This is a genomic window from Aeromonas sp. ASNIH4 (assembly GCF_002934425.1).
In the GTDB taxonomy this organism is placed as follows: domain Bacteria; phylum Pseudomonadota; class Gammaproteobacteria; order Enterobacterales; family Aeromonadaceae; genus Aeromonas; species Aeromonas hydrophila.
In genome coordinates, this window is sequence record NZ_CP026217.1 from 815736 (window position 1) to 836848 (window position 21113).

The window sequence follows — 21113 nt, forward strand, 5'->3', positions numbered from 1 at the left end:
GTTTTGCCGTGGTGGTGGAATTGGTAGACACGCTATCTTGAGGGGGTAGTGCTCTAGGGTGTGCGGGTTCGAGTCCCGCCCACGGCACCAATTAAGCAGTGAGCCTGGGTAACCGGGTGTATTATAGCCAGTCAGTCTTGTGTGACGAGGGTGAAGTGGCTATAATCTCGCACGATTTCGGACGCGGGGTGGAGCAGCATGGTAGCTCGTCGGGCTCATAACCCGAAGGTCGTCGGTTCAAATCCGGCCCCCGCAACCAAATTTCACGCATTTCCTACGCTCAGGAAGGCGGTCGCTGCGAGGCGACAATCAGGGTAAAGCGCCAAGCCCCGATTTGACATCGGGGCTTTTTGTTATGTGCAATTTACTCTGAACCAATTTCTATCTGGGCTTTATGCCCTTTTTTTGTTTTTTCGGAGGGTGACTTTGGCTACGTTGGAACAACGTTTGACCGATCTGCTCGAGGCTCCTGTCGTTGCCTTGGGCTTTGAACTGTGGGGTATTGAGTTTATCCGTGCGGGTAAACACTCCACCTTGCGCGTCTATATCGACGGCGAGCATGGCGTGAGCGTCGAGAACTGTGCTGAGGTCAGCCATCAGGTTGGCGCCATCATGGATGTCGAAGATCCCATCACCGAGGAGTATTACCTCGAGGTGTCTTCCCCGGGTCTGGATCGTCCCCTGTTCAAGGTTGCCCAGTTCGAAAAATACGTTGGCCAAGAGGCGGCGGTAACGCTTCGGATGGCAACAAACAACCGCCGCAAGTTCAAAGGCGTAATCAAAGCCGTGCAGGGCGACATGATCACCCTGACGGTAGATGGTAAGGACGAAGTGTTGGCTTTCACCAATATCCAAAAAGCGAACATAGTGCCGAACTTTGGTTAACGAGGCTATCGGATATGAATAAAGAGATTTTGCTGGTCGTTGACGCAGTTTCCAACGAGAAGGCGGTACCCCGCGAGAAGATTTTCCAGGCTCTGGAAACCGCGTTGGCGACAGCGACCAAGAAAAAATACGAAGGCGAGATTGAAGTTCGGGTCGAGATCGATCGCAAGACCGGTGACTACGACACTTATCGCCGCTGGGTCGTCATTGCAGATCAAGCTGCGATGGAAAACCCCTACGCCGAGATTACCCTGGAAGCTGCCCAGATCGAGCAGCCAGAAATCCAGATTGGTGAATACGTTGAAGATCAGATCGACTCTGTCACCTTCGACCGCATCACCACTCAGACTGCCAAGCAGGTCATCGTGCAGAAAGTGCGCGAAGCCGAGCGTTCCCAGGTCGTTGACCAGTTCAAGGACAAGGAAGGCACCATCATCAGCGGCGTGGTCAAGAAGAGCAACCGCGACAACGTGATCCTGGATCTGGGCAGCAACGCCGAAGCCGTGATCTTCCGCGACGACATGCTGCCGCGCGAGACCTTCCGCCCGGGCGACCGCATCCGTGGTCTGCTCTACGCCGTGCGTCCGGAAGCCCGTGGTTCCCAGCTGTTCGTCAGCCGTTCCAGCCCGGACTTCCTGAAAGAGCTGTTCCGCATCGAAGTACCGGAAATCGGTGAAGAGATGATCGAAATCATGGGCGCAGCCCGTGACCCGGGTTCCCGCGCCAAGATCGCGGTGAAGACCAACGATCGTCGTATCGACCCGATCGGTGCCTGTATCGGCATGCGTGGTGCCCGTGTTCAGGCGGTCTCCGCCGAGCTGAGCGGCGAGCGCGCCGACATCGTGCTGTACGATGACAACCCGGCCCAGTACGTGATCAATGCCATGGCGCCTGCCGATGTGGCCTCCATCATCGTTGATGAAGACAACCACACCATGGACATCGCCGTGGAAGCCGCCAACCTGGCCCAGGCCATCGGTCGCAACGGTCAGAACGTGCGTCTGGCTTCCCAGCTGACCGGTTGGGAGCTGAACGTGATGACCGTCGAGGACATGCGTGCCAAGCACCAGGCCGAGAACGACCGCATTCTGACGCTGTTCACCAGCACTCTGGACATCGATGACGATTTCGCCAGCCTGTTGATGGAAGAGGGTTTCTCCACTCTGGAAGAGATCGCCTTCGTGCCGGTCAACGAGCTGCTGGCCATCGATGGCCTGGACGAAGACATGGTGGAAGAGCTGCGCAAACGCGCCAAGGATGCTCTGACCACCAAGGCTTTGGCCAAAGAAGAATCCTTTGAAGGTGTAGAACCTTCCGAAGAACTGCTCAATCTGAACGGCCTTGGCCGTGAAATGGCGTACGCACTGGCCGCTCGCGGCATCGGTACCCTGGAAGATTTGGCAGAGCAAGGCATCGATGACCTTGCTGATATTGAAGGGCTGACGGCAGAGAAAGCCGGTGAGCTGATTATGGCTGCTCGTAATATCTGTTGGTTCGGAGAAGAGCAGTCTGAGTAAGATCAAACGGAGGAAAATGAATGGCAGAAGTATCAGTCAAACAACTTGCCACTGACATCGACACACCGGTTGATCGTCTTCTCCAGCAGTTTGTCGATGCCGGTATCAGCAAGAGCAAGGCCGACGACATGGTCAGCGAGTCTGAGAAACAGACACTGCTGGCCCATCTGAAGAAACAGCATGGAGGTGACGAGGTCGCCGCACCTGCCCGCATGACCTTGCAGCGCAAGACCAAGAGCACCATCAGTGTTCAGGGGACTGGCGGCAAGAACAAGGAAGTGCAGGTAGAAGTGCGCAAGTCTCGCACCTATGTAAGACGTTCGGCGCTGGAAGATGAACAGCGCCAGGCGGAAGCCGAGGAAACAGCGCGTTTGGAAGCAGAAGAAAAAGCTCGTCGCGAGGCCGAAGAGAAGGCCCGTCTCGACGCTGAAGAGAAGGCTCGCCGTGAGGCTGAGCAGGCTCGTCGTGAAGCTGAGGAAAAGGCGCGGATCGAGGCACAACAAAAGGCTCGACAGGCTCAACAGCCCGCCAAAGCAGCCGGTAGCACAGCTCAGCAAGAGGCAGAAAAGATGGCCAAGCGCGAAGCAGAAGAACTGAAGCGCCAACAAGAACAAGCAGCCTTGACCAAGGCTGAGGAACTCGCCGCGAAGAAAGCCGAAGAGGCTCGTGTCATGGCGGAACAGAACGCAGCCCGCTGGGCTGAAGAAGAAGCCGCTCGCGCCAAAGAGAGCAGCGATTACCATCTGACCACCAACAAGCACGCTCAGGCGGCTGAAGATGAGTTGGATCGTAAGGAAGAGACCAGCCGCCGCACTGCCGCTGCTGCCAAGGGCCCGAAAAAGGCCGGTCGTCGTGAAGACGATCGCGATGCACGCAACCCGCGTGCTCGCAAGGGCAAGCGTGGCAAGGTTGCCACTCCGAACGCCATGAAGCATGGCTTCAACAAGCCGGCTGCCGCGGTGAACCGCGACGTGGTGATCGGCGAGACCATCACTGTGGCCGACCTGGCCAACAAGATGGCCGTCAAGGGCGTTGAAGTCATCAAGGTGATGATGAAGATGGGTGCCATGGCCACCATCAACCAGGTGATCGACCAGGAGACCGCTCAGCTGGTCGCCGAGGAGATGGGTCACAAGGTGGTGCTGCGCCGCGAGAACGAGCTGGAAGAGGCGGTACTGTCCGATCGTGACGAGACCTCCGAAGCCAAGCCGCGCGCGCCGGTCGTGACCATCATGGGTCACGTTGACCACGGCAAGACCTCGCTGCTGGACTACATCCGTAAAGCCAAGGTTGCCGCGGGCGAAGCCGGTGGTATTACCCAGCATATCGGTGCTTACCACGTCGAAACCGACAGTGGCATGATCACCTTCCTGGATACCCCGGGTCACGCGGCGTTTACCTCCATGCGTGCTCGTGGTGCCAAGGCGACCGATATCGTGGTGCTGGTCGTTGCTGCCGATGATGGCGTGATGCCGCAAACCATCGAAGCCATCCAGCACGCTAAGGCCGCTGAAGTGCCCTTGGTGGTGGCGGTCAACAAGATCGACAAGCCGGAAGCAGATCCGGATCGCGTCAAGACCGAGCTGGCCCGTTACAACGTCATGTCCGAAGACTGGGGTGGCGATTGCCAGTTCGTCCATGTCTCCGCCAAATCCGGCCAGGGCATCGATGACCTGCTGGAAGCCATCCTGATCCAGTCCGAAGTGCTGGAGCTGAAAGCGGTGGTTGACGGCATGGCCAACGGCGTCGTGATCGAGTCCTTCCTGGACAAGGGTCGTGGTCCGGTTGCTACCGTGCTGGTACAAGAAGGTACCCTGCGTCAGGGCGACATCGTGCTGTGCGGCCTGGAATATGGTCGTGTCCGTGCCATGCGTGACGAGCTGGGTCGCGAGATCAAGGAAGCGGGTCCGTCCCTGCCGGTGGAAATCCTCGGCCTGTCCGGCGTTCCCTCTGCCGGTGACGAAGCCACCGTCGTGCGTGACGAGAAGAAAGCCCGTGAAGTGGCGCTCTATCGTCAAGGCAAGTTCCGCGAAGTCAAGCTGGCCCGCCAGCAGAAGGCCAAGCTGGAAAATATGTTCGCCAACATGACCGAGGGCGAAGTGTCCGAAGTGAACGTGGTGATCAAGGCCGACGTACAGGGTTCCGTGGAAGCGATTTGCGATGCCCTGGTCAAGCTCTCCACCGACGAAGTGAAGGTGAAGATCGTGGGTTCCGGCGTGGGTGGTATCACCGAGACCGACGCTACCCTGGCTGCCGCGTCCAGCGCCATCCTGGTGGGCTTCAACGTCCGTGCCGATGCCTCTGCACGCAAGGTCATCGAGGCCGAGAGCCTGGATCTGCGTTACTACTCCGTCATCTATGACCTGATCGACGAAGTGAAGCAGGCCATGAGCGGCATGCTGGCCCCCGAGTACCGTCAGGAAATCATCGGTCTGGCCGAAGTGCGCAGCGTGTTCAAGTCACCGAAGTTTGGTGCCGTGGCCGGCTGTATGGTCACCGAGGGTGTGGTCAAGCGTTCCAACCGCATTCGCGTTCTGCGCGACAACGTGGTTATCTATGAAGGCGAGCTGGAATCCCTGCGTCGCTTCAAGGATGATGTCAACGAAGTCAAGAACGGCTACGAGTGTGGTATCGCGGTCAAGAACTACAACGACGTACGCGAAGGCGACCAGATCGAAGTTTACGAGACCGTTGAAATTCAACGGACTCTGTAAAGCTGGAGTCAGATTAAATAGGGGGCCGCGGCCCCCTTTTATCGCAGGATAGAATATGGCCAGAGAATTTAGCCGGACCCGTCGGGTCGGACAGCAGATCCAGCGTGAAATCGCGCTCATTCTGCAGCGCGAGGTCAAGGATCCGCGCATCGGCATGGTGACCGTTTCCGATGTGGAAGTGTCCCGTGACCTCAATTACGCCAAGGTGTATGTCACCTTCTTGCAGCTGGAAAATGATGCCGAGCGCATCAAGGAAGGGCTCAAGGCGCTGACGGAAGCCGCTGGCTACATCCGCAGCCTGCTGGGCAGCGCCATGCGTCTGCGCGTGGTGCCCGAGCTGCGTTTCTTCTACGACCAGACCCTGGTCGAGGGGATGCGTCTCTCCAACCTGGTGACCAACACCATCCGTGAAGACAAGCGTCGCATGGCCGAATCCGGTCGTGAAGAAGACGATGCCGCGCCGGATGAAACTACTGAGGATAACGCCTGAGATGTCTCGTAGACGTCGTTTCAAGGGCCGTGACGTACACGGTATCCTGCTGCTGGACAAGCCGACCGGGCTGACCTCCAACGATGTGTTGCAGAAGGTCAAGCGGATCTACAACGCCGCCAAGGCCGGCCACACCGGCGCCCTGGACCCGCTGGCAACCGGCATGCTGCCGATCTGCCTCGGCGAAGCCACCAAGTTCTCCCAGTATCTGCTGGAAGCGGACAAGCGCTACGAGGTGACCGCCAAGCTGGGCGAGCGCACCAATACCAGCGACTCCGATGGCGAGGTGGTCTCCACCCGGCCGGTGAACGTGGCCGTGGGTACCCTGATCGAGTCGCTGGACCAGTTCCGCGGCCCCATCATGCAGGTGCCGTCCATGTACTCCGCCCTCAAGCACAACGGTCGCCCGCTCTACGAGTACGCCCGTGAAGGTATCGAGATCGAGCGGGAAGCCCGCCCCATCACGGTGTTCGAGCTCAAGCTCATCAGCTTTGAAGGGGACGAGGTCAAGCTGGAGGTGCACTGCAGCAAGGGCACCTACATCCGCTCCCTGGTGGACGATCTGGGGGAGGTGCTGGGCTGCGGCGCGCACGTCATCCAGTTGCGCCGTACCCAGGTGGCCAGCTATCCCTATGAGCGGATGCTGACCCTGGAACAGCTCGAGTGCATCTTCGAGCAGGCCAAGGCCGAAAGCATTCCGCCGCGCGAACAGCTGGATCCGCTGCTGCTGCCGATGGACACCGCCGTGGCAAGCCTGCCCGAGGTGAACATGCTGGCCGCCGTGGCCGCCTATGTGAACCAGGGCCAGGCCGTGCAGGTCGCCGGAGCGCCGCAGAGCGGTCAGGTGCGCATGACGGTCGGTCCGGAGCGCGAGTTCATCGGCGTGGGCGAGATCGACGACGAGGGGCGCGTGGCGCCCAAGCGTCTGGTGCGTTATCACGACGAACACGACGAGGAGTGATCCTCAGGCGGTATCGACGCGTGTTGGCCGTTGTGGCTCTTTCCCGTTGCGAAAAGTGATGGGGACGATTATGATACCGCCCTCATTTCACGGCTGAATTAGAGATTGGCTGTGAACCTTTAAACACTCTACTGGAGTAATACCATGTCTCTAAATGCTGAGATCAAAGCTCAAATCGTTGCTGACAACGCTCGTTGCGCCAACGACACTGGCTCCCCCGAAGTGCAAGTTGCCCTGCTGACTGCCCAGATCAACCATCTGCAAGGTCACTTCAAGGAGCACTCCAAGGACCACCACGGTCGTCGCGGTCTGCTGCGCATGGTTTCCCAGCGTCGTAAGCTGCTGGACTACCTGAAGCGTAAAGACGTTCAGCGTTACGCTGCTCTGATCGCCAAGCTGGGTCTGCGTCGTTAATCGACCATCAGATTTCGCGAAAAAGGGGAACCTCCGGGTTCCCCTTTTTTATTGCGCGTCAGGCTGTTGCCGCCCTCACAGAATTTGTGTCGCTGCTTACCTTTTGCATCGAATCAAGTATACTTGCACGCGAATTTAAAGCGCCAAATTGTAAAAAGGAAATTCACGTGAATCCTATTGTAAAGTCATTCCAGTACGGTCAACACACCGTCACTCTGGAAACCGGAGTGATGGCCCGTCAAGCCACTGCGGCCGTCATGGTCAGCATGGACGATACCTGCGTATTTGTGACCGTAGTTGGCAAGAAAGAGGCCGATCACGGCCGTGATTTCTTCCCGCTGACCGTCAACTACCAGGAGCGTACCTATGCTGCTGGTCGTATCCCGGGTGGTTTCTTCCGTCGTGAAGGCCGTCCGAGCGAAGGCGAGACCCTGATCTCCCGTCTGATCGACCGTCCTATTCGTCCGCTGTTCCCGGAAGGCTTCCTCAATGAGGTTCAGGTGGTTGCCACCGTCATGTCCGTGAACCCGGCCGTTTCTCCCGACATCGTTGCCATGATCGGTGCCTCCGCGGCGCTGGCCATCTCCGGTATCCCGTTCGGTGGCCCGATCGGTGCAGCCCGTGTGGGTTACATGAACGGTCAGTACGTGTTGAACCCGACCACTACCGAACTGCCGCAGAGCGATCTGGACCTGGTAGTTGCCGGTACCGCCAACGCCGTGCTGATGGTTGAATCCGAAGCGGCCATCCTCTCCGAAGAGGTGATGCTGGGTGCCGTGGTGTTCGGTCACGAGCAGATGCAGGCCGTTATCAACGCCATCAACGAATTCGCTGCCGACGTCGGCACCAAGCCGTGGAACTGGACTGCTCCTGCCGTCAACGAAGCGCTGAAAGCCAAGGTTGCCGAGCTGGCGACAGCCGAGCTGGGTGAAGCCTACCGCATCACCGAGAAGGCCGTACGTTACGAAACCATCGGTGCCATCAAGGCTCGCGTGGTTGAGCAGGTGATCGCTTCCGGCGTGGAAGAAGATGCCAAGAAGATCGGCGAAGAGTTCCACAGCCTGGAAAGCCGCATCGTCCGTGGTCGTGTCGTCCGTGGCGAGCCGCGCATCGATGGTCGCGATCCGGAGATGATCCGCGCCCTGTCCGTCGCCACCGGCGTACTGCCGCGTGCCCACGGCTCTGCCCTGTTCACCCGTGGTGAGACTCAGGCCATGGTCGTTGCCACCCTGGGCACCGAGCGTGACGCCCAGAACATCGACGAGCTGACCGGCAACCGCGCCGACCGCTTCATGCTGCACTACAACTTCCCGCCATACTGCGTCGGTGAAACCGGCATGATGGGTAGCCCGAAACGTCGTGAAATCGGTCACGGTCGTCTGGCCAAGCGCGGCGTTGCTGCCGTGATGCCGAGCGCCGACGAGTTCCCGTACGTGGTACGCGTGGTATCTGAAATCACCGAATCCAACGGCTCCTCCTCCATGGCCTCCGTCTGTGGTTCCTCCCTGGCGCTGATGGACGCCGGTGTGCCGATCAAGGCCTCCGTTGCCGGTATCGCCATGGGTCTGGTGAAGGAAGAAGAAGGTTTCGTCGTGCTGTCCGACATCCTGGGTGACGAAGATCACCTGGGCGACATGGACTTCAAGGTTGCCGGTACCACCGAAGGTGTGACCGCACTGCAGATGGACATCAAGATCGAAGGCATCACCAAAGAGATCATGGAGATTGCCCTGAAGCAAGCTCGTGGTGCTCGCCTGCACATCCTGAAAGTGATGGACGAAGCCATCCAGGCACCGCGTGCCCAGATCTCCGATTTCGCCCCGCGTATCCACACCATCAAGATCAATCCTGAGAAGATCAAGGACGTGATCGGCAAGGGTGGTTCCGTGATCCGTGCGCTGACCGAAGAGACCGGCACCAACATCGAGCTGGATGATGACGGTACTGTACGTATCTCCGCCGTGGCCAACGAAGCTGCCATGGAAGCGATCCGTCGTATCGAGGCCATCACCGCCGAGATCGAAGTGAACCGCATCTACGAAGGCAAGGTTGTGCGTCTGGCTGACTTCGGTGCCTTCGTCAACATCCTGCCGGGCAAAGATGGTCTGGTGCACATCTCCCAGATCACCGACGCGCGCGTGCAAAACGTGGCTGACCACCTGACCATCGGTGACGTGGTGAAGGTGAAGGTACTGGAAGTGGACCGTCAGGGCCGCGTGCGTCTCTCCATCAAGGAAGCGAACGCCCCGACCGAAGCCGCCGCTGAGCCGGCTGTTGCTGCCGTCGAAGAGCCGGCCGCCGAATAAGCCGCCGAGCCGTGAAAAAGCCGACCTCAGGGTCTAATGCCGATCAGTTAAGGATCCATTGACCGATCCTCAGGCTGTGTAAGAATCCGAAACTCCTTGTTGGGTTTCGGATTTTTTTATGCGTATCGACCAAGCTCTCGACTTCATTCACGCCTGTCCTCCCGGAAAGTTTGAGTCCCTGTCTGACCTGCTGTCACCTGAACTGGTGCAGGCTTGCTTGGCCGAGACGGGCTCCGTCTCCTTGCGCCGACGGCGCATGCCCATGGAGCGGGTGCTATGGGCCATTATCGGGATGTCCTTGTTTCGTCATGTCCCTATGGCCCAGCTGGCCAACCAGCTCGATATCCTGTTACCCGGCGACCGGCCGTTTGTCGTCCCCAGCGCCTTCATCCAGGCGCGCCAAAAACTGGCTGACCAAGCCGTTCGACAGGTGTTCCAGCAGACCGCCACACTCTGGCATCAGCAGTGTCAGCACCCCACCTGGGCCGGCTTGCAGCTGCTGGCCGTGGACGGGGTGGTCTGGCGCACGCCCGATACTCCGGACAATGCCGGCGCCTTTGCCAAGTCGAAAACCGTCCAGGGGGAGACGCAATATCCCCAGGTCCGCATGTTGTGTCAGATGGAGCTGACCAGTCATCTGCTGACCCAGACAGTGATGGACTCCTGTGCGGTAAACGAGATGGTGTTGGCAGAGCAACTGATTGAAAAAACACCCGATAATAGCCTGACCCTGTTCGATAAGGGCTTCTACTCACTGGGGTTACTCCATGCCTGGCAACGCCAGGGCGTAGCGCGTCACTGGCTTATTCCGCTGAAAAAGGGGGCTCAATACGAGGTCATCCGCAAGCTGGGGCGGCAGGATGTGCTGGTACGCCTCAGAGCCAGTCCGCAGGCCAAGAAGAAGTGGAGCGAGTTGCCGGAGCAGTTCGAAGCCCGGCTGCTGACCCGGACGGTAAACGGCAAGGAGCGGCAGGTGCTGACCTCGCTCACCGACCCGCTGCGCTTCCCGGCCAGCGAGTTGATGGAGCTATACCAGAATCGCTGGGAAATCGAGCTGGGCTATCGGGAGATGAAACATAGCCTGCAACAGCACCGGCTGACGCTGCGCAGCAAGAAACCCGATGGAGTAAGGCAGGAGCTATGGGGCTTGGTATTGGCCTATAACCTACTGAGATATCAGATGGTTAGGATGGCGGCGAGCTTAAAGGGCTATACGGCCAGCCAGTTGAGCTTTCACATGGCATCGGTGTATCTGCTGCATGAACTCAGTTGCCTGCCGTTTGTGTCACCGGGCATGGTTCCAGGGCGTGTCGCTGAGTTGGACAAACAGGCAGAGCAGTTCAAGTTACCCGCCCGCCGAGAACGAAGTTACCCAAGGTGCATCAAAGCCAAACCACAGAAGTATGCGACGAGAAAACCTAGTAAAAACAATGCCAGTCAGGCTTAACTGACTGGCATTAGACCTCAGGGTCGGCTTTTTTTATATTTGCGGCTTGATGTTGTCTCTTTTGAGACCTCTTGTTATAACGAAAGGCTTCCCGCGCGACGGGTAACAAGGAGCAGTGTGATGTCGTGGGCCCTCCTCAGGCAGTTTCCTCCCCTGGTCTGGACCGTGATCCTGGGCACCTTCATGGTGCGCACCAGCTATTACATGGTTTGGCCGTTTCTCTCCATCTTGCTCTATCGGGAGTATGGCCTCTCGGCGACCGCCATCGGCGCCATGCTGGGGGCGACTGCGGCCATCTCCACCCTGGTCAGCTTCTATGGCGGCTGGCTGTCCGACAAGCTGGGGCGGCGCAACATCCTGCTGGCCGGCTGCCTGGTGGCGCTGCTCTGCTACGGCCTGCTCGGCTTCTCCCATTCGGTGCTGTGGCTCGGACTCGGGGTACTCGGCAGCGGCCTCTCCTCCGGGCTCATCGATGCGCCCGGCAAGGCGCTGATGGCTGACAGCCTGGCCTCGGCCAAGGCCCGCGAGCTGGCGCTGCACCTGCGTTACTTCCTGCTCAACCTGGGGGCGGCTCTCGGTCCCCTGCTGGGGGTGACCCTCGGCATCAGTGCCCAGCAGCAGACCTTCCTGCTGCTCAGTGGCAGCTACCTGCTGCTGGGGGCTGCCTTCCTCTGGGGATTTGCGCAAAGCAGGGTAGTGGCGACCCACGGCAGCGAGTTGGGCTTGCGTGCGGCCATCAAGGTGCTGTGGCTGGACCGGGGCTTCTTGCTGCTGGTACTGGCTAACCTGCTGATGAACCTGGTCTATTCCCAGTTCCACTCACCGCTGGTGCAGTATCTGACTAGGGCCGGGACGCCAGAGGTAGCGAGCCTCATCGCCCTTCTGGTGGCCACCAACGCCCTGACCGTGGTCTTGCTGCAATTCCCGCTGCTACATCTGCTCGCCCGCTGGCCCGGCAAGGTGCGCCTGCAGGTCGGCATCACCCTGTTTCTGGGGGCTCAGGTGCTGTTTGCGCTGGGGGATCCGCAGCAGTGGTCGCACTGGGTTGGGGCGGTACTGATGCTGAGCGTGGGGGAGACCATACTGTTTCCGCTGCTCAACGTGCTGATCGATCAGATGTCGCCCCCGCACCTGAAGGGGAGCTACTTCGGTGCCGGTGCGCTGGCCGGGCTGGGTGGCGCCATCGGCGCTCTACTGGGGGGCTGGATCCTTGCCGTGTGGGGCGGTCAGGCGCTCTATGTGCTGATGGCGGTGCTCTGCCTGTTTACCTTCCTGCTCTATGAGTGGGGCGCCCGCATTGCGCGCCCGGAACGGATTCGGGTCAGGCAGGATTGAACCTCAGTGGGTACTGTTCTGGTTGACCTGCTTCATGGCCTTCTTGGCGGCATACATGCGCTCGTCGGCCAGCCGGATCAGGCTGCTGCCCTCGTCGAACTGGACCGGCCCGGTCTGTACCAGACCGATGCTGAGGGTGACATCACTGATCTGCTCGGCCAGCGCGTTGGTCAGCCGCTGCAGGTAGACGTCTCTGGCCTGCTCCTCGTTGCAGTTGGGCAGGATCAGGCAGAACTCGTCCCCGCCGTAACGGAAACAGCAATCCTCCGCTCGTGAGACCTTGCGAATGCAGTCGCCGACGATGCGCAGGATCTCGTCCCCGCGCTGATGGCCCTGGCTGTCGTTGATCTGCTTGAAGTCGTCTATGTCGAGATAGGCGATGACCACCGGCTCTGAGCGGCGCTGGCAGGTACGCAGGGTGCGGGTCAGGTTCTCCTGCAGGTGGCGCACGCTGAGCAGGCCGGTGAGGGCATCGGTCCGGCTCATCTCCTCCAGCTGCTGGGTGCGCTCGCGCACCTTCTCCTCCAGCGACTTGGCGTAGATCTCCGATTTCTCTTTGGAGGACTCGATCTCCGACACCAGGCTGCGAATATAGGTCTCGAACACCAGGGTGATGTCGAACAGGAACAGCTTGTCGAGGGCGGTCAGCATAGTGATGCGGTCCGGCTCATGGTCTATCTGGGTGAAGATATCCTCGATGAGCAGCCCCTTGAGGGTGTTGATGGCGGCCAGATAGAGCTTGGGTTCCACCCCGATCCGCTTGTGCACCAGCCCGATCCGCAGCCGGTTGTTGACGTATTCCAGGTCGTACAGGCCGCTGAACAGGTCGAGAATGTAGCGACGCTGGGCGGCCCGCAGCCGGGTGAGGGTGTCGGCGTCACCGATCAGCAGGGCAATTTCGGTGATCCCGGTCTGCAGGGTGTAAAACTTGTCGACCAGGGCGTCGATGTGGGGCTCGATTTTGGGACGGTAGCTGGCGAGCAGGGCGAAATCCCGTTCATCCAGCAGCAACAGCTCCTTGCGATGAGCGATTTCGAACTCGGTGATCCGCATTTGTTCCAGCAGAGTCTGTTCGGTTGGATTCATGGCAGTTCCCTGAACGAAAATGAAAGCGCGCACGTTGTTATCTAACTGACAGTGTAGACATTAACAGCTGTGAACAGGTTTTCAAATGGCGCAGGATTGTTGCAGATCAATGCCTGCGCCCGGTTCTCGCACTGCTAGAAGGTCAACACCTTGTCGGCCGCCAGTGTCCACTGGGCCAGCAGCGGCAGGGTGCCGACCTCGATCCCCTCGATGAGCGGCAGCGCCGTGATGCCACGGGCATCGGTACAGGTCTTGCAAAGGCGGATGCTGATCCCCTGAGCCAGCAGGATCTCCAGCATCTGGCGCAGGTTGTAGCCCTCGGCCGGGGCCTGGCCCGCCAGTGCGGCGCTGACCGCATCTGACATCAAAAACAGTTTCAGGTTGGCACCGCCCTGCTCGCGCAGGGCGATGGCCAGGCGCAGGGCATTGAACAGGGATTCGCTGCCATAGGGGGCGCCGTTGGCGATGATGACAATCTCTTGATTCATAACAGACTCCTTCATGAAAGTAGCCATTGTAGGCCCATCGGCACCCGGTTGGCGTGATGTCGCACAAACTCTGTCGTAGCGGTTTGCCCGCGCCTTGACCCGGCCGGCCGAGTACGGTCTGATAGGCGGCCATCAAACATGACAGGGGAACGAGGTCGTTATGTGGAAGGTTATCGGAATGAGCATGCTGCTGTTGGCCGGCCAGGCCTATGGCAGTGAGGCCGTTGGCTGCAAGGCGCGCCAGCAGGCCGTCAAGGAGCAGCTGGTGTTTGCCAAGGCGCACGACAATGCGGATCAGGTCGCCGGGCTGGAGCGGGCCCTGCGCAATATCGAGACTCACTGCACCGACGCCGGCCTGTTCAAGGAGCAGCAGCAGCGGGTGGCCGAACTCAAGGAGCAGGTCAACGAACGGTTGGTCGAGCTGCAGAACGCCAGGGTGACGGGCAAGCCCGACAAGATAGCCAAGAAGCAGGCCAAGCTGGAAGAGGCCCAGACCAAGCTGCTGGCCGCCCAGCGCGAGCTGGATGCCCTGAGCAAGCTGATCAAACCCTGACTCATTGATGAAAAAAGAAGCCGGCGCAGTCCGGCTTCTTTTTTATCTCGTGTTTCCCGCCGGGCTGGCTCAGCCGCCACGCCGACCCACCATGTCGGCCGGCACCACCCAGGCATCGAACTGTTGCGCCGTCAGGTGGCCGGAGGCGATGGCCGCCTCCCGCAGGCTGAGCCCCTCATGGTGGGCCCGCTTGGCGATCTCTGCTGCCTTGTCATAGCCGATATGGGGGTTGAGCGCCGTCACCAGCATCAGGGAGCGGGCCAGCAGCTCGTCGATGCGGGGCTGGTTCGGGGTGATGCCGACGGCGCAGTGGTCGTGGAAGCTCTGCATGCCGTCCGCCAGCAGCCGCACGCTCTGCAAAAAGTTGTGGGCGATCATCGGCCTGAACACGTTGAGCTCGAAGTTGCCGCTGGCACCGCCGATGTTGATGGCGACGTCGTTGCCCATCACCTGGGCGCACAGCATGGTGAGCGCCTCGCACTGGGTCGGGTTGACCTTGCCGGGCATGATGGAGGAGCCTGGCTCGTTTTCCGGGATGAGCAACTCTCCCAGCCCGCTGCGGGGGCCGCTCGCCAGCCAGCGCACGTCATTGGCGATCTTCATGAGGGCGGCGGCCAGCGTCTTGAGGGCGCCGTGGCCATGGACCAGGGCATCGCTCGCCGCCAGCGCCTCGAACTTGTTGGGGGCGCTTACCAGCGGCAGGCCGGTCTGCTCGGCCAGGGTGGCGGCCACCGCGTCGGCGAAGCCGGGCGGGGTGTTGAGGCCGGTGCCGACGGCAGTGCCGCCGAGGGCCAGCTCGTACAGATGGGGCAGGGCGGCCCGGATATGGCGCTCCCCCTGCTGGAGCTGGGCGACCCAGCCGGAGAACTCCTGCCCCAGGGTGAGCGGGGTGGCATCCTGCAGATGGGTGCGGCCTATCTTGACGATGTCGTCGAAGGCTGCCGCCTTGCCGGCCAGGGTGGTGCTCAGGGTCGTCAGGGCGGGCAGCAGGTGCCCGGTGATGGCCGTGACGGCTGCCAGATTCATGGCGCTCGGGAAGACGTCATTGCTCGACTGGCTCTTGTTCACCTCGTCGTTGGGGTGCACCAGCCGCCCCTCGCCGCGCAGGCCGCCAAGCAGCTCGCTGGCCCGGTTGGCCAGCACCTCGTTGAGGTTCATGTTGGTCTGGGTGCCGGAGCCGGTCTGCCACACTCTGAGCGGGAACTCCTCATCATGCTGGCCGCACAGGATCTCGTCGGCGGCGCTCATGATGGCCTGCGCCGTACGGGCCGGCAGCAGTCCGTTGGCGTGGTTGACTCGGGCACAGGCCGACTTGATGCGGGCCAGGGCGTGGATCAGCGCCATCGGCTGGTGTTCGCCGGAGATGTCGAAGTGTTGCAGGGAGCGCTGGGTCTGGGCTCCCCACAGCCGATCGGCCGGCACGGCGATCGCGCCGAAGCTGTCGTGTTCAGTCCTGCTCTTCATCTCATCCTCCCTTCATTGCGAAAAAAGGGGCGACATCCTGCGCCCCTGTGGGTTTTCAACCGGTCAGCACCATTCAGCCGCGCGGGCGAAACTGCGTCAGCTCGGCCAGCGGTGCGGCCGTGCTGAACTCCTGAGTGGTCTCGGCGTGCTTGAAGATCTTGAAGCCTTCGCCGCGGGCGCTCCAGTATTCGATGTGCTCGCCACTTATCTGGAGCAGGCTTGCCTCGCGCAGAGCCACCACGTGTTCGCTCGGGTTGATGGCGCAGAACTCGGCCAGGCGCTCGTCGCGGGTCTCCCCCATGTGGCCGCTGATGCTGGCATCCAGATAGTGCGGGTTGATCTGCAGCGGGAACAGCCCCAGCGCAGGCAGCACGGCGGCGCTGCAGACCGGCATGTCGTTGGTGGTGCGGATGCTGGGGGTCGCCACGTTGCAACCAGCGCTCCAGCCCACATAGGGCACGCCCCGCTCGCGCACTGCGCGCTGGATGGGCACCACCAGGCCGTTTTCGTGCAGCAGCTGGTTGAGGCGCCAGGTGTTGCCGCCGCTGATGAAGATGGCGCCGGCATGGTTGATCGCGTCTACCGGGTCATCGAACTGATGGATGCTGATGGCCTCCACCCCCAGGCTCTCGCTGAGCTCCAGGGCGCGGGCATCCCAGTCGCTGCGGATCACCGCGTAGGGAATGAGCAGGATGTGCTTGACCTGTTTGCGGGCGAGCAGGGTCTGCACCCGATCCCGGGCCCAGCCGAGCAGGCCCGGACATTCGGTGGCTTTGCCGTTGCTGAGAAGAAGCAGTTCCATGAAGCGTGTCCTCGATAAGTGAAAGCGCGAAGAGGTCACCGGCCCCAGGCCGGGTGACGGAAGCCCCCATTCTAGCCCGATCGCTGCTCGGGTTCTGTGATCGATGGCGCCATGTATCCTGATGAGGCCGTTTTTTGACCGCAGATGCAACAAACCCCGGCATGCCGGGGTTTGTTGTTGCAGCGGATGGGTCAGCTGGCGCTGGCCGGGGCAATCCGGAACTCGGGTTGCTGGCGCAGTTTCCACAGCTCAATCCACTTGCGGATGGCCGACACCAGGATGACGGCGCCGAGCCCCAGCATCAGCAGCGAGATGCCGCCGTTGAGCAGGTTGTAGCCCTTGGATTCCGGGTTGAAGTAGACGTGGCTCACCATCCAGTAACCGGCGTAGTTGACGGTGACGAACAGGTAGGCCAGCGGGATCAGGCAGGTCAGCATGTAGCGGCGCTTGCTGGCCAGTCGCAATATGATGGTGGCACCTATGATGAGGCCTACCGAGGCCATCAGCTGGTTCGAGACCCCGAACAGCGCCCATACAGAGCCGATATCGCCGGACATCAGCAGATAACCCCACATCACGCAGGCGAGCACGCTGGCCCCGATGGCGCCGGGCATCCAGTCGATGCGCTTGAGGGGCGGGTAGAATTCGCCGAAGAAGTCCTGGATCAGGTAGCGGGAGACCCGGGTACCGGAGTCGACGGCAGTCAGGATGAACACAGCTTCGAACATCACCACGAACTGGAAGAAGTAGGAGGCGAGATTGCTGAACCAGGGCACCTTGGTGAAGATGTAGGACATGCCCACCGCCAGGGTGACGGCGCCACCGGTGCGGCCGTTCAGATCCATGCCGATCTCCTGGGAGAGGAAGGGCAGATCCACCACCTGCATCCCCAGCTTGGCGAAGGCTTCCGGGGTGGCGTTGATGGCGAAGTAGTCGGCCGGGTGCAGGGCAGTGGCGGCGATCAGCGCCATCACGCCCACTACGCACTCGGCCAGCATGGCACCGAAGGCGACCGGCAGTATATCGCTCCACTTGTCTACCAGTTTCGGGGTGGTGCCTGAGCCGATGAAGGCGTGGAAGCCGGAGATGGCGCCACAGGCGATGGTGATGGAGATGAAGGGCCAGACCGGGCCGCCCAGTACAGGGCCGCCGCCGTGGACGAACTGGGTCATGGCGGGGAACTGGATCTCCGGGTTGATGCAGATGACGCCGATGACCAAAGCGCCGAACACACCGATTTTCATGAAGCTGGAGATGTAGCCGCGCGGGGTGAGCAACAGCCAGACCGGCAGTGCGGTGGCGAAGAAGGCGTAGACCGGCAGCGCCAGGCTGATGGTCTCGGCGCGCAGGGTCAGCCAGGCACCGAAGGCGCTCTCTTGCACGTAGGGGCCGAAGAAGACGCAGGCCAGCACGGCGATGAAGCCCACCCAGGAGGCGGCTTGCAGGTTGCCGGTCAGCTTGTGCCAGATCCCCACCACCATGGAGATGGGGATGGTCATGAACACCGCGAACACGCCCCAGGCGTTACGCTCCAGCGCGTGTACCACCACCATGGAGAGACCCGCCATTGTGATGGTGATGATGAACAGCATCGCCAGACCCGTGCACCAGCCGGCGATGGGGCCGAGCTCGGCCTTGGCCACCTCGGAGAGGGACTTGCCCTGATGTTTCATGGAGGCGAACAGCACCACGGTGTCGTGCACCGCACCGCCGATGACGCAGCCGATCAGCAGCCAGAGAAAGCTCGGCAGGTAGCCGTACTGGGCCGCCAGGACCGGGCCCACCAGCGGACCGGCGGCGGCGATGGCGGCGAAGTGCTGGCCGAAGTTGACCCACTTGTTGGTCGGCACATAGTTTTTGCCATCCTCCAGCTGGTGGGAGGGGGTGACCAGCTTGTCGTCGGCCATCAGCACCTTGCGCACAAAGAACACGCCGTAGAGGCGATAGGCGATGGCGAGGATGCAGAGGGCCGCAATGACGAAGGTGATTGCGTGTTGCATGACGGAGTTTCCTTTTCCTGCGGCCAATCTGGCCGGGCTCAGGCTGCACTCTACTGATGCGGCAGGGAAAGGGGAGCGCAGAAAAGGTCAGTGGCAGAGGGTAGCTCGCGAGCGGCAGAAAAGCGGCCCCGAGCGGTTTGAGGGATGAGCCGGCGGGCGCGGGAAGCGGGTGAGTGGTTACGGGCTGGGGAGCGGGGTGAGTGGCCCGCTCCCTCAGGGGATCTCCAGCAGCTCCTTGAGGGGCTTGAGGTAGCGGCGACTCACCGGCACCCTGTGACCGCCCTGGGTCACCACCTCCGCCAAGCCACCGTCGAGCAGCAGGATCTCGCGGATCTGGCCGGGATTGAGCAGGTACTGGCGGTGACAGCGCACGAAGCCTGTCTTCTCCTCCAGGGTGCGCAGGGTCAGCTCTGTGGTGCCCTGCTGCTGGGCGCTCACCACCTTGTTGCCGGCCAAGTCGCTGTGGACGAACTCCACCTCGCCAAGGGGCAGCAGCAGGATGCGGTTGTGGCCGCTGCAGGGAATGCTGCGCAGGGGCTGGGCGATGCGAGTCGGATCCGGCAGCGGTTGGCCCGCCAGCTCACCTTTTGGCGAGAGCAGCCGCTGGATGCGCTCCAGCGCCCGGTTCATCCGTTCGCTGGTGACCGGCTTGAGCAGGTAGTCGAGGGCGTTCTCCTCAAACGCGCGCAGGGCAAACTCGTCGTAGGCGGTGATGAAGACGATGTGAGGGCGCAAGTCCGGATCCAGCATGCTCACCAGTTCCAGCCCGCTGATGCGCGGCATCTGGATGTCGAGAAACAGCAGGTCGGGCTTGAGGCGATGGATGGCGGGCAGCGACTCCATGGCGTGGGCACACTCCCCCAGCAGGCGGATGTTGCCCGCCTGCTCCAGCAGCAGGCGCAGCTCCTCGCGGGCGAGGGGTTCATCGTCGACGATCAGAGCGGTCAGCATGGGCTCTCCTGCAGGGGAAGGGTGATCCTCACCCGGGTGGATTGATGGGGCTCGCAGTGAATGGTGACCCCGTACTCGGCGCCGTAACGGGCCTTGATGCGCCGGTCCACTATGTTCATGCCAAGGCCGCTCTCCTCCCGTTTGGCCTGATAGAGGCCGGCGTTGTCACAGACCTCCAGCACCAGCTGCTCGTCCTCCTGTCGCGCTGTCAGGGTCAGTCGGCCGGGCTCGAACATCTGGGAGATGCCGTGCTTGATGGCGTTCTCGACGATGGGCTGCAGGGAGAAGGTGGGCAGCCGGTACTCCAGCAGCGGCTCGGGAATCTGGATCTGCACGCTCAGGTGTTCGGCGAAGCGGGCCTGCTCGATGTGCAGATAGGCGTTCACGTGCTCCAGCTCGTCGGCCAGGGTCACCTCGTCCCCTTGCCGCTTGAGGTTCTTGCGAAAGAAGGTGGAGAGGTGGTGCACCAGGGTGCGGGCATCCTCGGGGTCGCGCCGGATCACCGCCGCCAGGGTGTTGAGGGCATTGAACAGGAAGTGCGGGTTGATCTGCGCCTGCAACAGCTTGATCTCCGACTGGGCTAGCAGCCGCTTCTGCTCGTTGTACTTGCTGGCCAGGATCTGGCCGGAGAGCAGCCGGGCAATCCCTTCCCCCAGGGTGCGGTTGATGGAGGAGAAGAACTTGCGCTTGGGCTCGTAGAGCTTGATGGTGCCCACCACCGAGCCCTCTTCCCCCCGCAGCGGAATGACCAGCGAGGAGCCGAGCCGGCACTGGGGATGCAGGTTGCAGCTGTAGGGGATGAGGTTGCCGTCGGCATAGACCACCTCGTTGTGCTGGATCGCCTTGAAGGTGTGGGCCGAGTTGATGGTGGTGCCCGGCAGGTGGTGATCCTCGCCGATGCCGATGAAGGCGAGCAGCTTCTCCCGATCGGTGATGGCCACGGCGCCCACTCCGGTCTCCTCGTAGAGGATGCGCACCATCTGCTGGCAGGCTTCCTGGGTGAAGCCCTTGTCCAGCACCCGCATCGCCCGCTCGGCGATCTTGAGGGCGCGGGCGGAGAAGGCGACCGAATACTTCTCCAGCATGGCGCGGTGATCGAGGATCATCCGCATGAACATGGCGGCCCCCAGCGTATTGGCCACCAGCATGGGGGCGATGATGTTCTCGATGAGGTGGACGGCGTCATCATACGGGCGGGCCACCAGCAAGATGATCCCCATCTGCATCAGCTCGGCGATGAGGGCCACAGATCCCACCACCCAGGGGCTGAACAGCAGGTCGAGCCGGTGGCGGGCGACGAAGTGGCGGTGCACCAGGCCGCCGAGCAGCCCCTCGGCGATGGTGGAGAAGGTGCAGGCGAGCGCGGTGAAGCCCCCCAGCGAATAGCGATGGATGCCGCCGGTCAGCCCCACCAGCAGCCCCACCACAGGGCCGCCGACGATGCCCCCCAGCACGGCGCCGATGGCGCGGGTGTTGGCGATGGAGTCCTCGACTCTGAGGCCAAAGTAGGTGCCCATCACGCAGAAGCCGGAGAAGATGAGGTAGCAGAGGATCTTGTGGGGCCAGCTCAGGGTCACCTGAGTCAGCGGCATGAACAGCGGCGTCTTGGAGAGCAGCCAGGCGATCACCAGATAGACGCAGAGCTGCTGGAAGAGAGATATCACGAGCGCGAATTGTTCGAAAGCCACGGCACACTATCT

At 61.3% G+C, this 21113-nt stretch carries 17 protein-coding genes and 2 tRNA genes; 12 read left to right on the forward strand and 7 right to left on the reverse strand.

All coding sequences use genetic code 11. The features are described from left to right. The first annotated feature begins 5 nt into the window (after positions 1-5). The 11 genes from C2U40_RS03865 (at position 6) to C2U40_RS03915 (ending at position 12069) form a co-directional block, all read left to right on the forward strand. Positions 6-90, forward strand: a tRNA-Leu gene (locus C2U40_RS03865). A 92-nt stretch (positions 91-182) separates the two neighbouring features. Then, a tRNA-Met gene (locus C2U40_RS03870) sits at positions 183-259 on the forward strand. A 167-nt stretch (positions 260-426) separates the two neighbouring features. Then, the gene (gene rimP, locus C2U40_RS03875) at positions 427-885 is read left to right on the forward strand and encodes a ribosome maturation factor RimP (protein WP_016351719.1); all 459 of its coding nucleotides are present in this window, start codon (positions 427-429) and stop codon (positions 883-885) included. A 14-nt stretch (positions 886-899) separates the two neighbouring features. Continuing rightward, on the forward strand, positions 900-2402 hold the full coding sequence (gene nusA / locus C2U40_RS03880; RefSeq protein ID WP_011707075.1) for a transcription termination factor NusA: 1503 nt from the start codon (positions 900-902) through the stop codon (positions 2400-2402). Between the two features lie 20 nt (positions 2403-2422). Further along, positions 2423-5116 (forward strand): translation initiation factor IF-2, encoded by a 2694-nt coding sequence (gene infB / locus C2U40_RS03885; protein ID WP_016351718.1) that lies wholly within the window; start codon positions 2423-2425, stop codon positions 5114-5116. A gap of 55 nt (positions 5117-5171) precedes the next feature. Then, positions 5172-5606 carry a 30S ribosome-binding factor RbfA gene (rbfA, locus tag C2U40_RS03890; RefSeq protein WP_011707073.1) on the forward strand — a complete coding sequence of 145 codons (435 nt, stop codon included), beginning with the start codon at positions 5172-5174 and terminating at the stop codon, positions 5604-5606. Between the two features lies 1 nt (position 5607). Continuing rightward, the gene (truB, locus tag C2U40_RS03895; protein WP_181014883.1) at positions 5608-6567 is read left to right on the forward strand and encodes a tRNA pseudouridine(55) synthase TruB; all 960 of its coding nucleotides are present in this window, start codon (positions 5608-5610) and stop codon (positions 6565-6567) included. Positions 6568-6711: 144 nt separating this feature from the next. After that, a complete protein-coding gene (gene rpsO / locus C2U40_RS03900) occupies positions 6712-6981 on the forward strand; it encodes a 30S ribosomal protein S15 (RefSeq protein WP_005298162.1) in 270 nt (89 codons plus the stop codon). 167 nt (positions 6982-7148) lie between these two features. Next, the gene (pnp, locus tag C2U40_RS03905; protein ID WP_016351716.1) at positions 7149-9287 is read left to right on the forward strand and encodes a polyribonucleotide nucleotidyltransferase; all 2139 of its coding nucleotides are present in this window, start codon (positions 7149-7151) and stop codon (positions 9285-9287) included. 118 nt (positions 9288-9405) lie between these two features. Then, positions 9406-10734, forward strand: coding sequence for an IS4 family transposase (locus C2U40_RS03910; protein ID WP_052816382.1), 1329 nt, complete (start codon positions 9406-9408; stop codon positions 10732-10734). A 120-nt stretch (positions 10735-10854) separates the two neighbouring features. Beyond that, positions 10855-12069: an MFS transporter gene (locus C2U40_RS03915; RefSeq protein ID WP_103826902.1), complete on the forward strand. Its 1215-nt coding sequence runs from the start codon at positions 10855-10857 to the stop codon at positions 12067-12069. 3 nt (positions 12070-12072) lie between these two features. Here C2U40_RS03915 and C2U40_RS03920 read toward each other — a convergent pair whose 3' ends face one another. Together C2U40_RS03920 and C2U40_RS03925 are read right to left on the reverse strand one after the other, a co-directional pair. Then, positions 12073-13155 (reverse strand): protoglobin domain-containing protein, encoded by a 1083-nt coding sequence (locus C2U40_RS03920; protein WP_103826903.1) that lies wholly within the window; start codon positions 13153-13155, stop codon positions 12073-12075. A 134-nt stretch (positions 13156-13289) separates the two neighbouring features. Then, a complete protein-coding gene (locus C2U40_RS03925; RefSeq protein WP_049048204.1) occupies positions 13290-13643 on the reverse strand; it encodes a DsrE/DsrF/TusD sulfur relay family protein in 354 nt (117 codons plus the stop codon). Between the two features lie 178 nt (positions 13644-13821). On the opposite strand from C2U40_RS03925, the gene C2U40_RS03930 reads away from it, so the two are divergent. After that, positions 13822-14196 carry a DUF1090 domain-containing protein gene (locus C2U40_RS03930; RefSeq protein WP_011707067.1) on the forward strand — a complete coding sequence of 125 codons (375 nt, stop codon included), beginning with the start codon at positions 13822-13824 and terminating at the stop codon, positions 14194-14196. Between the two features lie 69 nt (positions 14197-14265). Here C2U40_RS03930 and fumC read toward each other — a convergent pair whose 3' ends face one another. From fumC to C2U40_RS03955, 5 genes are all read right to left on the reverse strand, one after another. Then, positions 14266-15660 carry a class II fumarate hydratase gene (gene fumC / locus C2U40_RS03935; RefSeq protein ID WP_103826904.1) on the reverse strand — a complete coding sequence of 465 codons (1395 nt, stop codon included), beginning with the start codon at positions 15658-15660 and terminating at the stop codon, positions 14266-14268. A 73-nt stretch (positions 15661-15733) separates the two neighbouring features. Then, entirely contained in the window at positions 15734-16462 is a 729-nt protein-coding gene (gene pepE, locus C2U40_RS03940) for a dipeptidase PepE (RefSeq protein WP_103826905.1), read from the reverse strand. Positions 16463-16653: 191 nt separating this feature from the next. Then, a complete protein-coding gene (locus C2U40_RS03945) occupies positions 16654-18462 on the reverse strand; it encodes a carbon starvation CstA family protein (protein WP_103826906.1) in 1809 nt (602 codons plus the stop codon). A 213-nt stretch (positions 18463-18675) separates the two neighbouring features. Continuing rightward, the gene (gene btsR / locus C2U40_RS03950) at positions 18676-19413 is read right to left on the reverse strand and encodes a two-component system response regulator BtsR (protein ID WP_103826907.1); all 738 of its coding nucleotides are present in this window, start codon (positions 19411-19413) and stop codon (positions 18676-18678) included. Beyond that, positions 19407-21101: a sensor histidine kinase gene (locus tag C2U40_RS03955; RefSeq protein ID WP_103826908.1), complete on the reverse strand. Its 1695-nt coding sequence runs from the start codon at positions 21099-21101 to the stop codon at positions 19407-19409. Before C2U40_RS03955 ends, btsR begins: the two co-directional genes overlap by 7 nt. Positions 21102-21113 lie beyond the last annotated feature (12 nt).

Bases quoted from the DNA above. Each gene is read 5' to 3' on its own strand.
- fumC (WP_103826904.1), bottom strand. From the start codon at position 15,660: ATGAAGAGCAGGACTGAACACGACAGCTTCGGCGCGATCGCCGTGCCG.
- nusA (WP_011707075.1), top strand. From the start codon at position 900: ATGAATAAAGAGATTTTGCTGGTCGTTGACGCAGTTTCCAACGAGAAG.
- C2U40_RS03915 (WP_103826902.1), top strand. From the start codon at position 10,855: ATGTCGTGGGCCCTCCTCAGGCAGTTTCCTCCCCTGGTCTGGACCGTG.
- rpsO (WP_005298162.1), top strand. From the start codon at position 6,712: ATGTCTCTAAATGCTGAGATCAAAGCTCAAATCGTTGCTGACAACGCT.
- C2U40_RS03910 (WP_052816382.1), top strand. From the start codon at position 9,406: ATGCGTATCGACCAAGCTCTCGACTTCATTCACGCCTGTCCTCCCGGA.
- C2U40_RS03920 (WP_103826903.1), bottom strand. From the start codon at position 13,155: ATGAATCCAACCGAACAGACTCTGCTGGAACAAATGCGGATCACCGAG.
- truB (WP_181014883.1), top strand. From the start codon at position 5,608: ATGTCTCGTAGACGTCGTTTCAAGGGCCGTGACGTACACGGTATCCTG.
- C2U40_RS03930 (WP_011707067.1), top strand. From the start codon at position 13,822: ATGAGCATGCTGCTGTTGGCCGGCCAGGCCTATGGCAGTGAGGCCGTT.
- infB (WP_016351718.1), top strand. From the start codon at position 2,423: ATGGCAGAAGTATCAGTCAAACAACTTGCCACTGACATCGACACACCG.
- C2U40_RS03925 (WP_049048204.1), bottom strand. From the start codon at position 13,643: ATGAATCAAGAGATTGTCATCATCGCCAACGGCGCCCCCTATGGCAGC.
- btsR (WP_103826907.1), bottom strand. From the start codon at position 19,413: ATGCTGACCGCTCTGATCGTCGACGATGAACCCCTCGCCCGCGAGGAG.
- C2U40_RS03945 (WP_103826906.1), bottom strand. From the start codon at position 18,462: ATGCAACACGCAATCACCTTCGTCATTGCGGCCCTCTGCATCCTCGCC.
- rbfA (WP_011707073.1), top strand. From the start codon at position 5,172: ATGGCCAGAGAATTTAGCCGGACCCGTCGGGTCGGACAGCAGATCCAG.
- pepE (WP_103826905.1), bottom strand. From the start codon at position 16,462: ATGGAACTGCTTCTTCTCAGCAACGGCAAAGCCACCGAATGTCCGGGC.